This is a genomic window from Streptomyces sp. NBC_00259 (assembly GCF_036181745.1).
GTDB lineage: Bacteria > Actinomycetota > Actinomycetes > Streptomycetales > Streptomycetaceae > Streptomyces > Streptomyces pratisoli.
Genome location: NZ_CP108080.1, coordinates 2212132 through 2224708, shown reverse-complemented (window position 1 = coordinate 2224708; position 12577 = coordinate 2212132). Strand labels below are relative to the sequence as shown.

Here is a 12577-nt window from a genome sequence, read left to right as displayed (position 1 = left end):
CGGCGTACGTGACCGTCCGCCGGAGCTAGCTCCTGCGTACGTAACCGATCAGATGCAGCCGGTCCCGCGTGTCCGTCCAGCGGAAGACACCCACTCCCGAGGCCTCCGCGCCCGGCAGCCGGGTGTTGAGGGAGAGGGGCTCCGGCACGCCCGTCGCGAGATCCACCTCGTGCGGCACCCCGCCGCCGGCCAGTGCGTCCGCCGGGCCGCGCGAGTTCATCGCCCCGTACGCGAGGCCCTCGTCGGTCACCGTCGTCAGGGTCAGCGGTCGTGTGCCGTCGGCCTCCTCGAAGCACCGGCCGGTCCGCTCCTCCAGATCGAAGGCGAGGTTCCCGGCGATCAGATAGCGCTGCGCGGGGGAGAGCACGGCCTGCGGATACTCACCCGGCGCGATGACCGGTTTGCGGCATTCGGTCGTCGCCAGGGGCTTTCCGGAGGCGGCGTCGTGCACCGCCCAGATGTCATGGGTGGCGGCACGCTTGCCGCCCTTCGCCTTGTGCCAGCGCACCAGCAGCCGGTCGGAGGCCAGGGACACCGGCACGCCGTACGCGCGGTCCGCGCCGGGCGGCGCGACGTTCCGGCTGAACCACCCGTCGCGCACCCAGAACTCCCGGGCACCGCCCACCAGTAGCCCCTTCGCGGTGAGCCCGTGGACCTCCGTCAGCTGCCGGCAGGTGACGCAGCCCTTCGGAGGGCGCAGGTCCTTCGGCGCGACCAGGGACACCTCGCCGCTGTCCGGGTCGACGACCGCGCTGCGGGCGCCCCCGTCGCCGATGAGGACGCCCGGCCCGGCGCCGGAGACCGTCGGCGCACCGGTCCAGGGCACCTCGACGCGCTGCCGGGAGCCGTCCGCGGCGTCGTAGATGTCGACGGAGACGAAGGTGCCGGTGGGGGTGGGGGAGTCGCGCCCGGTCTTCCCGTAGGACCACACGACGAAGAACTGCCGGCTGTCCTTCGTGACGGACAGCAGCTGCGGGAAGTTCTCCGGGCCGGCCAGCGGGAAGAACGGCTCGCCCGACCAGTCGGGCCGGCCGCTGCGGGCGCTCAGCGTGCGCAGCCGGAAACGGTCGTCCTTCACCCGTTCGAGGTAGGCGATCAGCCCGGTCTCACGGGCGAGGGCGTGGTCCGGGGAGGCGTCGGAGATCTCCCAGCCCCTGGCGGTGTCGTACGCGCCGGGGACGGTGAGCTGCGTGGCCGGGCCGGTGCTCCGCTTCACCGGCTTCTTCGGTTTCCCGCCGGGTTCGTCGTCCCCGCCGTCCTTGCCGCCTTCGCCGCCGCAGGTGGCGAGCAGCAGGATCAGCGCGAGTACGGCGATACCGGCCACCAGGGCCATGCGTACGACCCTCTGTCCCATGGTCCCCCCGATGAGCACTGCCGCCGCGCGACGGCCGTCGGACAACGGCCGTCAGGTTAGCAACTGGCGGGGTGCGCCGAGGAGTTCGGCCCTGTCGTCGTTCCTTCTCGGTTCGGCACGGGCGGGTGAGCCGATCCATGCCTAGAATTTGCCGGTGAACACCACCCTCCCCGATGCCCTCGCCGACCTTCTCGACGGTCTGCCGCAGGGGCGTGCCGCCCAGGCCGTGGAGCGGCTGATCGCCAGCTACCGGGGGGACACACCGACCGACGCGCCGGTGCTGCGCGACCGCGCGGACGTCGCCGCGTACGCCGCGTACCGGATGCCGGCGACGTTCGAGGCGGTACGGTCCGCGCTCGCGGCGCTCCGGGCGGCGGCGCCCTCGTGGGTGCCCGCGACGCACACCGACATCGGCGGCGGTACGGGCGCGGCGAGCTGGGCCGTCGCCGACGCCTGGCCCGAGGGCGGGCACCGCACCACCGTGCTCGACTGGGCCGAGCCAGCGCTGGCGCTCGGGCGCGAACTGGCGGCGGGCGCGGACTCCGCGGCGCTGCGGGGCGCGCGGTGGCAGCGGGCGCGGATCGGTGACGCGATGCGGCTGGAGCCGGCGGACCTGATCACGGTCTCGTACGTGCTGAAGGAACTCGACGAGGCGGACCGGACGGCGGTCGTCGGCCAGGCCGCGGCGGCGGGGCAGGCGGTCCTGATCGTCGAGCCGGGCACACCGGACGGCTACGAGCGGATCATCGCGGCACGCGACCAGCTGATCGGGGCCGGGCTGCGGGTGGCGGCGCCGTGCCCGCACAGCGAGCGCTGCCCGATCGTGCCGGGCACCGACTGGTGCCACTTCGCCGCGCGGGTGAGCAGGTCGTCGCTGCACCGCCGGGTGAAGGGCGGGTCGCTGCCGTACGAGGACGAGAAGTTCAGCTACGTCGCCGCGACACGGTTCCCGGTGGCTCCGGCGCCGGCCCGGGTGACCCGCAGGCCGCAGATCCGCAAGGGCCAGGTCCTGCTGGAGCTCTGCGCCTCCGACGAAACCCTCCACCGCGAGACGATCTCCAAACGCCACGGCGCGCTGTACCGCGCGGCCCGCGACGCCTCCTGGGGCGACGCCTGGCCCCCGCCTCCGGCGGACTGACCGGTGGCACGGTGCGGGGGGCACGGGGTGACTCCGTACCCTCCCCGCGGGCGGGTCAGGGGCGCAGCTCCTGCGTACAGCACTTGACGCTGCCGCCGCCCTTCAGCAGCTCGCCCGTGTCCAGCCCGATCGGCTCGAAGCCACGGGCCCGCAGGGGCTCGAAGAGGCCCAGGGCCGCCTGGGGGAGCAGGACGTGGCGGCCGTCGCTCACCGCGTTGAGTCCGAAGGCCGCCGCGTCCGCCTCGCGGGCGATGAGGGCGTCGGGGAAGAGGCGGGCGAGGACGGCGCGGCTGCCGGGGGAGAACGCGCCGGGGTAGTACATGATCTCGTTCGTCTCGTCGTCGAGGACGGACAGCGCGGTGTCCAGGTGGTAGTAGCGCGGGTCCACCAGGTCCAGCCCGATCACCGGTCGCCCGAAGAACTCCTGCGCCTCGTCGTGGGCGAGCGAGCTGGACCGGAAGCCCCGCCCCGCCAGCAGATACGCCGAGGTCACCGCGAAGTCGCCCTCGCCCTCGTTGACGTGCGAGGGCTCGTGGATCTCGGTGAAGCCGTGGGCGCGGAACCACTCCAGGTGCTCCTCGGCCTCCGCGGTCCGTTCCCGGTACGCGAAGCGCGCGCCGAGCACCCGTCCGTCGACGACGGTCGCGCCGTTCGCGGCGAAGACCATGTCGGGCAGGTCCTCGCGGGGCTCCAGCAGTTCCACGGTGTGGCCGAGCGCGCGGTAGCGGTCGTGCAGGTCCTCCCACTGGGCCAGCGCCAGTGACAGGTCGACGGGCTTCCCGGGGTCCATCCAGGGGTTGATGGAGTACGTCACCTCGAAGTGCGTGGGTGGGCACATCAGGTAGCGGCGGGATCTGGCGTCACGAGGCAATGCGGGCTCCTCACGAGCGTCTGGGCGCACAGTTGTGCTGGAGCCATGGTGCGTCGTCCGCGGCCGTCGCGCTGTGATCCGAACGGGTGGTTCATCAGACGTACGCCAGTGGTCACCCGGTCGTCACCCCGGCCCGAGCAGGGGCGCTGCGGGAACCGGTCGGGAACGGGGCGGGAACCGGCGGGAATCCGGCCGGATCCAGGCGGTGCGCGGGTCGACCAAGACGATACGTATCGTCGCGTTTGTTGCTAGATTGAGTCCATGGCCGAGAGCAAGAAGCCCGACTCCTCCCGCCGCAGCGAGCGCTCCCGTCGCGCCATCTACGAGGCCGCCCTCGCCCTCGTCGGCGAGACCGGATACGCCAGGACGACGATCGAGGGTATCGCCGCCCGCGCCGGGGTCGGCAAGCAGACCATCTACCGCTGGTGGCCCTCCAAGGCCGCGGTCCTGCTCGAAGCCTTCCTCGACGTCGCCGAGCAGGCCGCGCAGGGCGAGCCCCTGATCCCCGACACCGGTGACCTGGAGGCGGACCTCAAGCTCGTGATGCGCGCCACCGTCGACGAGCTCAACTCCCCGCCCTACGACGCCCCCGCCCGCGCCCTCGCGGCGGAGAGCGTCGTCGATCCCGGGCTCGCCGCCGAGTTCGTCGGCAGACTCCTCGAACCGCAGCTCCAGCTGTACGTGCACCGACTGCGCAGCGCCCAGGACGCCGGCCACGTACGCGCCGGCGTCGACCCCCGTATCGCCCTGGAACTCCTCGTCGGACCCCTCGCGCACCGCTGGCTGCTGCGGACCCTCCCGCTCACCCACGCGTACGCGGACGAGGTCGTCGAGTACGCGCTGTACGGCCTCGCGCCCCGGCCCTGACCAGGAAGCGGCCACTCGATCGGGGGGTGCGGCGGCCGGGCGCGCCCGATGGTGGGACGATGGCACCAGCGTCGATGCGCGGTTCCACCGCGCGGACCGGGGCGAGCATTGAGGTGTGAGGGGATAGATGGGCGACGGTATCGGCCGCTACCGCGGCACGGAGAGCAGGCTGTCCTGGGAGAACCGGCTGCCGCAGTGGCTGCGCAGACGCCCCCGGGAGGACGCCGCCGAGGGCGAATCGGCCCGTCTGGACCTGCTCCTCGCCACCGCCGCCGCCGGACTGCCGCTCGCGCCCGCCGCGTACCCCGCGGGCTACAGCTGTTCCTGTGAGCGCATCGGCTGTCCCACTCCGGCCCGGCATCCCGTCTCGTTCGCGTGGCAGACCCAGTCCACGACCGACCGCGACACGATCGAGCGCTGGGCGGACGACCAGCCCGAGGCCAACTTCATCACCGCGACCGGCATGGTCCACGACGTCCTCGACGTACCGCTGGAAGCCGGCCGTGCCGCCCTGGAGCGGCTGCTCGCGGAGGGCATCGACGTCGGACCGGTCGCCGAGTCGGGTGACGGGCGGATGCTGTTCTTCACCGCCACCCGCGGCACTCCCGAGGTCGAGGACGAGTGGTGGCCCTGTGAACTGGACTGCCATCCCGAGACGATGGACGAGCATCCCGGCCTTCGCTGGCACAGCCGCGGCAGCTATGTCCTCGTACCGCCCGCGCGACTTGCCGACGACGTCGTCATCAGCTGGGCGCGCGGCCCGGAGCATCCGCTGCCGGACCCGCTGACGCTGCTGGAGGCGCTCGCCGACGCCTGCACGAAGTACGCGCAGGAGGCGGACTCGCAGGGCCTGGACCACCACTCGGTGGCGTGGCCGCTGAGCCGCTGAGGACGTCCCCCTGGCCTGCGGGCGCCGTCGGCCGGGCACCGGCCGGGGGCCTGGAAGCCCGGGCACGGGCACGGGCCGGGGTCCCAGGAGCCCGGGCACCGGCCGGGGGGGGGCTCAGGACCCCTTCGCCGACGTCACACCCTGCAGCCTGCTCACGATCCGCACCGACGGACCGGTCCCACCGCTCGGCGCCAGCATGACCGCCTGGCTGGACACCCACTCCTTCGTGAGCGTGCGGTTCACCTGCCCGGACAGCAGCGCCCGCACATCCGGGCCGACCTTGGGCCGATAGCCCTTCGCCGCCGTCTGCTGGTCGAAGTAGCGCAGCGCGAAGAACACCAGCGCCCCGCCGTCCTCCGTGGCCAGCCCCAGCGGCGCGAAGTCCCCGGTGTCCAGCGCCTGGTCGACGTACTGCGTCTGCAGCCCCGGACGCCGCTCGTTCTGCTCGCGCGCCTGCCGCCACCCGGTCGTGTGCGTGCCTTGGGCGAAGTGCTCCGGCTTGCCGGTCTGCAGGTACGAGGCGTACTCCTCGCTCAGGTCCCGCGGCGCGACCGCCGTCCGCGCGGAGTCCGCGGCCACCGGCTCCACCCAACCGTCCTTGTCGGTGAGGAACTTCGGCACCGAACCCGGCGACACGATCGCCAGATACGCGGCCTCCCACAGCTGGTTCTTGCCGTTCTTGACGAACACCATCAGCCAGCGGGTGTCCTGATCGCCGGAGTCGGTGTCGCGGTTGCTGTCGACGTCCGCCAGGAACCAGCGCGGCCAGCCCGCCTTCTTCGGGACGTGGAACGTCGCGTCCGTCAGCTCCAGCGGACGGTGCTGCGGATTGCCGCCCGGCGTCGTGATGCTGCGCGCCTTCAGCCCCGCCTGGTTGATCGCTCCGAGCGCACCCGTGACCCGGCCCGCGTTGAGCGCGGGATCGTAGGCCTTGTCCGCCCTGTTGTACGCGGCGGTGAAGTCCTTCAGCGCCTGCGCGGCCTCAGCCTTCGTCGCGGACGGTACGACCTCCAGCTCGCCGTGAACCGTCACGCACCCGCTCGCCGCCAGCGACAGCACCGTCACTGCCGCGAGCCCCGTCGCCGCCCGACCCAGCCTGCTCATCGGTTGCCTTCTGCTCCTCGCCCCGCACTGACCGTCCGAACCCTACCGGGGCCAGGAACAGTGCGAGCGTCGGGATCAGATACAGCGCCCACACCGTGACCTGGAGGACCGTCGGGTCCGGCTGGAAGTTGAACACACCCTTCAGCAGGGTGCCGTACCAGCTGTCCGGCGGAATCGTGGCGCTGATGTCGAACGCCTTGTCCGCGAGACCGCCCAGGAACCGGGCCTCCTGCAGGTCGTGCACGCCGTACGCGAACACACCGGCGGCAACGACGACCAGCATCCCGCCCGTCCAGGTGAAGAACCTCGACAGATTGATCCGCAGCGCGCCCCGGTAGAACAGCCAGCTCAGCAGCACCGCGGACGCGATCCCGAGCAGCACCCCGGTCAGCGGGCCCGACGAGCCGCTCGCGTCCGTGGCCGCGCGCACCGACGCCCAGACGAACAGCGCCGTCTCCAGACCCTCCCGGCCCACCGCCAGGAACGCCGTGACGACCAGCGCACCCGTGCCCATCTGCAGCGCGGTGTCCAGTCTGCCGTGGAGCTCGGCCTTCAGATGCCGCGCGGTGCGCCGCATCCAGAAGACCATCCAGGTGACCAGGCCGACCGCGACGATCGACAGGGAGCCGCCGAGCAGCTCCTGCGCCTCGAACGTCAGCTCCTGCGAGCCGAATTCGAGGGCGGCGCCGAACGCGAGCGACACGGCGCAGGCCACCCCGACACCGATCCAGATCGGTTTCAGGGCGTCCCGGCGGTCCGTCTTCACGAGATACGCGACGAGGATGCAGACGACCAGACCGGCCTCCAGCCCCTCGCGCAGGCCGATCAGATAGTTGCCGAACACAGAGGGTTCCTTCCGCTCAGGAGAACAGCGCCCGGCCCCACCAGTCGTCCTCGTCCCGGACGCCCGGCGGGATCGCGAACAGCGCCGAACCCACGTGCTGGATGTACTCGTTGAGGTCGTCGCTCGCGGCGAGACTCCGCTGCACCGGCACGAAGCCCGCCTCGACGTCCCGCTGGTAGGCGAGGAAGAACAGGCCCGCGTCGAGCCGGCCGAGACCGTCCGTGCCGTCCGTGAAGGAGTAGCCACGGCGCAGCAGCCTCGCCCCGCCGTTGGTGTCGGGATGCGCGAGGCGCACGTGCGCCGTCGGCAGCATGGCGGGCAGGAACGGCTCGTCGCGCTCCTTGGCCCTGCCGACCGGGGCGCCCTCGCCCTTGTCGCGGCCGAAGATGTCCTCCTGCTCCTGCAGCGACGTACGGTCCCAGGTCTCGATGTTCATCCGGATCCGGCGGGCCACGAGGTACGAACCGTCCGCCATCCAGGCCGGGCCGTCCTTCCGCGACACCCACACATGCCGGTCCAGGGCCGCGGAGTCCGTGCCCGAGATGTTCCGGGTGCCGTCCTTGAAGCCCATCATGTTGCGCGGCGTCTGCTCCTCGGGCGTCGTCGACGACGTCTTGCCGAAGCCCAGTTGCGACCAGCGGACCGCGACCTTGCCGAAGCCGATCCGGGCGAGATTGCGGATCGCGTGCACCGCGACCTGCGGATCGTCCGCGCACGCCTGGACGCACAGATCGCCGCCGCTGCGCGCCGGATCGAGGTTGTCGCCCTTGAACCTGGGCAGCTCGACGAGGGCCGCCGGCCTGTGCTCCTTCAGCCCGAAGCGGCCGTCGAAGAGGGCGGGGCCGAAGCCGATGGTGAGCGTGAGCCGGGAGGGCTTCAGGCCCAGCGCCTCACCGGTGTCGTCCGGCGGCGCCTCGGCGAGACCGCCGTAGGCGCCGTCGCCGACGGCCTGCCCGGCCGTCATCCGCTCGGCGGCCCGTGTCCAGTCCTTCAGCAGCCGGACCAGCTCCGCGCGGTCCTCGGTCTTCACGTCGAAGGACGCGAAGTGCAGCCGGTCCTGCACGGCGGTGGCGATGCCGGCCTGGTGCGTCCCGTGGAACGGCACCGCCGCACCGCTCATGGCGGCGGGTACGGTCCGGTCCTCACCGCCGCCCGTCACGGCCGCGACCGTGCCGCCGGCCGCGGCGGCACCGAACGCGAGCCCGGCACCGCCCCAGCCGAGCAGGGCGCGCCGCGAGGGTGCGGCCGGGGTCGCGGCGGCTTGTGCCGGCCCGGTCCGGTCCGTGGTGTCCTCGGCCATCGTGTCCTCGGCCATCGTGTCCCCTCCCCTTACTTGACCACGGCCGCGGCGAGCTTGGAGAGCGGCTCGGCCAGGGCGTTCACACCGTCGGACAGCTCCTTGCGCTGCGCCCCGTCGACCTTGTCGTACGAGGTGAAGACGTACGAGGCCTTGTCCGTGCGGTACTTGTCGAGCAGCCCGTTCAGCGCGGCGAACTGCTTGTCGAGCTCGGCGACCAGCTGCGGGTCGTTCTTCGACGCGACCGGCTTCAGCAGCTCGTACGACTTCTGCGCGCCCTCGACGTTCGCCTTGAAGTCGACCAGGTCGGTGTGGGAGTAACGCTCCTCCTCACCCGTGACCTTGCCGGTGGCGACCTCGTCGAGGAGTTCCTTGGCGCCGTTCGCCATCGATGTGGGCGTGATCTCGGCGGTGCCGACGCGCTTCACCCAGTCCGCGAGGTCCTTGTCGAGCGTGTCGGCGAACGTCTTCTCCTCGGCGCCGAGCTTCTTGTCCTGCCACAGGGCCTTCTCCAGGCGGTGCCAGCCGGTCCACTTCTCGCCCGGCTTCAGATCCGCCACGCCGTCCTCGCGGAGGTCGACCTTCGGGTCGATGTCGCCGAACGACTCGGCGACCGGCTCGGTGCGCTCCCAGCCGATCCGGGAGTCCGCGTACGCCTTCTTCGCCGCCTCGATGTCGCCGGCGCGGACGGCGTCGGTGAACACCTTCACCTTCGGCAGCGTCTCGTCGGCCTGCTGCTGCACGTACGTGCGGTACCGGGCGACCGCCTCGTCCATCTCCGGGGAGCGCTTGGCGGCGTTGCCGCCCGTCGCCTTGACCTGTTGGCGGATGCCGTCGCCCTTCATGCCGGGCTTGCAGGCGATCTCGTAGTCACCGGCCTTCACCTCGGCCGTGAGGCTCGCCTTGGTGCCCGGGCCGATGTTCTCGCGCTCGGTGACGATGCGGTCGTCGGGGAAGAGGATGTAGACCTCGGTGACCTTGGAGCCCTTGTTCTCGATGTCCAACTGGACGTGCCCGGCCGGGAACTCCTTCTTGGACACCTCGCAGGAGTCGTCCTTCGCGGTGACGGCGATGGCGTCGTGGCCGCCGCCCTTGGCGTCGCTCTTCTCTGCGCAGCCCGTGACGGCGGTGAGAGCGGTCACGGCGGCGACGGCGGTGACGACGGAGAGGCGGGCGGGTCGCATAACGGGCTCCACGGAAGGACGGGAACGTGTGGGGTGGTGGCTGGTGAGGCGGGCCTAACTTAACCGAGCCTTACCTGATCGGTACCTGCTCGTCCAGTGATTCAGCTCTCACCTTCCGGTGGAGGAAACGAGGCAGTAACGGCTCGGCCATGAGCCCCCCTCGGGCGGGTCAAGTGCTGGTCAAGCGTCACGTTTCGGCAGGACGAGCGGCGTCCCTGTGCGGGGATGCGGCAGGACCTCGACCGGCTGCCGGTAGACGTCGCTGAGCAGTTCGTCCCGGAGCACCTCGGCGGGCCGGCCCTCCGCGGCGAGATGCCCGCCGCGGAGCACGGCGACGCGGTCGGCGTACGCCGCGGCGAGGCCGAGGTCGTGCAGGACGACGACGACCGCGTCGCCCGCGGCGGCCCGTTCGTGGCAGATGCGCAGGACCAGTTCCTGGTGGCGCAGATCGAGCGCGGCGGTCGGCTCGTCCAGCAGCAACAGCGGTGCCCGCTGGGCGAGTACGCGGGCCAGCGCGACACGGGCGCGCTCACCGCCGGACAGCGCGGAGAACGGCCGGGCGGCGAACTCGGCGGTCTCGGTCGCCGCCATCGCGGCCCCGACCGCCGCGTCGTCCTCGTCCTCGCGGGCGGTACCCGCCCAGGGCGCGCGGCCCATCCGCACGACGTCCTCGACGGGGAACGGGAACGACAGCGTGGCGGCCTGCGGCAGGACGGCGCGACGCAGCGCGAGCTCCGGCGCGGACCAGTCCGGCGCGGGCCGTCCGCCGACGCGCACCTCACCCGCGGCCGGCGCGACATCCCCGCCGAGCGCACTCAGCAGCGTCGACTTCCCGGCCCCGTTGGGGCCGACCAGCGCGACGACCTCCCCCGCGCACACCCTGAGACCGACGCCGGCCACCACCTCCCGCTGCCCGAGCCTGACCCGTAGCCCACGGGCCTCCGCGAGCAGGTCTCCGGGAGAGGGGCGGGGCGGCAGATCCCGACCCCGCCGTGGAAGAAGCACGTTGATCACGCGGAACCGCCTTGTGTGCGGGGGAGGGGTGGGCCGGTGGGAAGGGTCACGCCCAGCCGCCCTGGGTACGGCGCGTCCTGCGCAGGAGCCAGAAGAAGAAGGGGCTGCCGAACAGCGCCGTCAGGACCCCGAGCGGGAGTTCCGCGGGGGCCGCGACCGTGCGGGCGGCGAGGTCGCCCGCGACCAGGACCACCGCGCCGCCGAGCGCGCTGCCCGGGACCAGGAAACGGTGCCCGGGACCGTTCGCCATGCGCAGGAGGTGGGGGACGAGCAGTCCGACGAAGGTGATGATGCCCGACACCGCGACCGCCGCCGCCGTGAGCAGCGCCACCACCAGGATCAGCACCACGCGCAGCCGCTCCACCTCCACCCCCAGGTGCCTGGCCGGGCGTTCACCGAGCGAGAGGAGGTCGAGCCTGCGGGCGTACAGCGGCGCGACGATCAGGCCGGCCACCGCGAACGGCAGCACCGCGAGCACCTTCGGCCACGTCGCCTGCGCCAGCGAGCCGAGCTGCCAGAAGGTGATCTGGGTGATCTGCGCGTTGTCCGCGAAGAACACGAAGAGCCCGATCGTCGCCCCGGCGAACGCGTTCACCGCGATCCCGGTGAGGATCAGCGTCACGACCTCCGTACGGCCGCCGGAACGCGACACCGCGTACACCAGCAGCACCGTGCCGAGCCCGGACACGAACGCGCAGACCGTCACCGTCCAGCCGCCGAAGAAGCTCAGTCCCAGCGCGATCGCCCCGACCGCCTCCACCGCCGCGCCCGACGAGATCCCGATGACCCCCGGCTCGGCCAGCGGATTGCCGAACACGCCCTGCATGAGCGCGCCCGCGCATCCCAGCGACGCCCCGACGAGGAGCGCGAGGACGACCCGCGGCAGCCGGATGTTCCACAGGACGCTCTCCGCGGCCCGGTCCAGCGGATGTCCGCCGAGACCGATCCGGTGCTGGACGGAGGCGAGAACGTCCCCGAGGGGGAGGTCGTAGGCCCCGAGCCCGGCGGACAGCAGACACAGCAGGAGCAGCGCACCGGCGAGGCCGATGGTGAGGACGTACGCGGCGCCGCGCCGGGCACCCCTGTGCGGGGACGGGTGCGGGGGTGAGTCGGGCGGCTCCAGGGGTGTCGTGCCGGTGGACGGCACCGGAGCCGTCGAGGCCGTCACTTCACGTTCCCGTACAACTGCCCCACCAGCGAACTCAGCACCTGGTCGGTGCGCGGCCCGTAGTTCAGCAGCACCCCGTCCTCGATCGAGACCACCCTGCGGTCCATTCCGGCCGGTGTCTCGGCGACTCCGGGGATCTTCACCAGGCCGTCGACCCCGCCCACGGAGTCGAGGCCCTTGCTCATGACGAGGATCGCGTCCGGCGCGGCCTTCGCGAGCGCCTCGCTGGTGATCGGGGTGAAGTCCTTCGTCAGCCCGGACTCCTTGCCCGCGTCGACCGCCCCGGCCGCCTCCAGCAGCGAACTCGCCCCGGACTCCGCCCCGCCCAGGAGATAGACGGCCGCCGAGCCGCGCACGTAGAGGAACGCCACCCGCGGCTTCCCGCCGTCCTTCGCCGGCGCCGGGATCTCCATCCGCACGGCGTCGATCCGCTGCTGCGTACGGGCCTTCAGGGCATCGCCGGCCGGGGTCACACCGAGCGCCGCCGCGACCGTGCCGATCCGCGACCCGACGTCCGCGAGGCTCTTGGCGGGCTCCACCACGACCAGCGGGATCCCGGCGTCCCGTATCTGTGCGACGGCCTCCGCCGGTCCGGTGGAGGTGTCGGCGAGGACGACCGTCGGCTTCAGCGACAGCACGCTCTCCGCCGAGACGTCGTGCGCACGCGTCACCACCGGCAGGCCGGCGGCGCCGGCCGGAGCGGGTGCGCTCGTCGTCGCCGCGATCGCCGTGTACGCCGTCCGCCGCCGCCGTACCGCGTCCGCTGCCTCCGCCCCGGCGGACACCGGCGCCACCACGACCACCGATCCCACCGCATAGACGGATCCCCCCCGGATCCAGCGGTTTC

Annotated in this window: 11 protein-coding genes and 1 pseudogene; 3 read left to right on the top strand and 9 right to left on the bottom strand. The window is 72.4% G+C overall.

The annotated features are described in order from the left end of the window. Positions 1-25 precede the first annotated feature (25 nt). Positions 26-1354 carry a hypothetical protein gene (locus OG766_RS09975; RefSeq protein ID WP_328725063.1) on the bottom strand — a complete coding sequence of 443 codons (1329 nt, stop codon included), beginning with the start codon at positions 1352-1354 and terminating at the stop codon, positions 26-28. A 154-nt stretch (positions 1355-1508) separates the two neighbouring features. On the opposite strand from OG766_RS09975, the gene OG766_RS09970 reads away from it, so the two are divergent. Then, entirely contained in the window at positions 1509-2492 is a 984-nt protein-coding gene (locus OG766_RS09970; RefSeq protein WP_266374584.1) for a small ribosomal subunit Rsm22 family protein, read from the top strand. Positions 2493-2547: 55 nt separating this feature from the next. On the opposite strand, the gene ddaH is transcribed toward OG766_RS09970, so the two are convergent. Continuing rightward, positions 2548-3393: a dimethylargininase gene (gene ddaH / locus OG766_RS09965; RefSeq protein ID WP_340369268.1), complete on the bottom strand. Its 846-nt coding sequence runs from the start codon at positions 3391-3393 to the stop codon at positions 2548-2550. Positions 3394-3624: 231 nt separating this feature from the next. Here ddaH and OG766_RS09960 point away from each other — a divergent pair, with 231 nt between their 5' ends. Both OG766_RS09960 and OG766_RS09955 read left to right on the top strand, forming a co-directional pair. Further along, positions 3625-4230, top strand: coding sequence for a TetR/AcrR family transcriptional regulator (locus OG766_RS09960; RefSeq protein ID WP_266374585.1), 606 nt, complete (start codon positions 3625-3627; stop codon positions 4228-4230). 127 nt (positions 4231-4357) lie between these two features. Beyond that, on the top strand, positions 4358-5119 hold the full coding sequence (locus OG766_RS09955) for a bifunctional DNA primase/polymerase (protein WP_266374586.1): 762 nt from the start codon (positions 4358-4360) through the stop codon (positions 5117-5119). Positions 5120-5233: 114 nt separating this feature from the next. Here the strand turns inward: OG766_RS09955 and OG766_RS09950 are convergent, their stop codons facing one another. The 7 genes and pseudogenes from OG766_RS09950 to OG766_RS09920 form a co-directional block, all read right to left on the bottom strand. Further along, complete coding sequence (locus OG766_RS09950) at positions 5234-6214, bottom strand: hypothetical protein (RefSeq protein ID WP_328727456.1); 981 nt, start codon at positions 6212-6214, stop codon at positions 5234-5236. Beyond that, positions 6102-7067, bottom strand: a complete 966-nt coding sequence (gene efeU / locus OG766_RS09945) for an iron uptake transporter permease EfeU (RefSeq protein WP_328725062.1) — start codon at positions 7065-7067, stop codon at positions 6102-6104. The genes OG766_RS09950 and efeU overlap by 113 nt, the downstream gene beginning before the upstream one ends. A gap of 16 nt (positions 7068-7083) precedes the next feature. After that, entirely contained in the window at positions 7084-8367 is a 1284-nt protein-coding gene (gene efeB / locus OG766_RS09940; RefSeq protein ID WP_328727455.1) for an iron uptake transporter deferrochelatase/peroxidase subunit, read from the bottom strand. A gap of 29 nt (positions 8368-8396) precedes the next feature. Beyond that, entirely contained in the window at positions 8397-9548 is a 1152-nt protein-coding gene (efeO, locus tag OG766_RS09935) for an iron uptake system protein EfeO (protein ID WP_328725061.1), read from the bottom strand. 180 nt (positions 9549-9728) lie between these two features. Beyond that, positions 9729-10562 carry a heme ABC transporter ATP-binding protein gene (locus tag OG766_RS09930; protein WP_328725060.1) on the bottom strand — a complete coding sequence of 278 codons (834 nt, stop codon included), beginning with the start codon at positions 10560-10562 and terminating at the stop codon, positions 9729-9731. A gap of 46 nt (positions 10563-10608) precedes the next feature. Then, a complete protein-coding gene (locus OG766_RS09925; protein WP_328727454.1) occupies positions 10609-11685 on the bottom strand; it encodes a FecCD family ABC transporter permease in 1077 nt (358 codons plus the stop codon). A 41-nt stretch (positions 11686-11726) separates the two neighbouring features. Then, a pseudogene (locus OG766_RS09920) lies at positions 11727-12419 on the bottom strand (heme/hemin ABC transporter substrate-binding protein); the annotation flags it as partial. Between the last annotated feature and the right edge of the window lie 158 nt (positions 12420-12577).

What these genes read in the sequence shown, in the direction of transcription:
- efeO (WP_328725061.1), bottom strand. Translation starts at nt 9,548, where the DNA reads ATGCGACCCGCCCGCCTCTCCGTCGTCACCGCCGTCGCCGCCGTGACC.
- OG766_RS09960 (WP_266374585.1), top strand. Translation starts at nt 3,625, where the DNA reads ATGGCCGAGAGCAAGAAGCCCGACTCCTCCCGCCGCAGCGAGCGCTCC.
- OG766_RS09955 (WP_266374586.1), top strand. Translation starts at nt 4,358, where the DNA reads ATGGGCGACGGTATCGGCCGCTACCGCGGCACGGAGAGCAGGCTGTCC.
- efeB (WP_328727455.1), bottom strand. Translation starts at nt 8,367, where the DNA reads ATGGCCGAGGACACCACGGACCGGACCGGGCCGGCACAAGCCGCCGCG.
- OG766_RS09975 (WP_328725063.1), bottom strand. Translation starts at nt 1,354, where the DNA reads ATGGGACAGAGGGTCGTACGCATGGCCCTGGTGGCCGGTATCGCCGTA.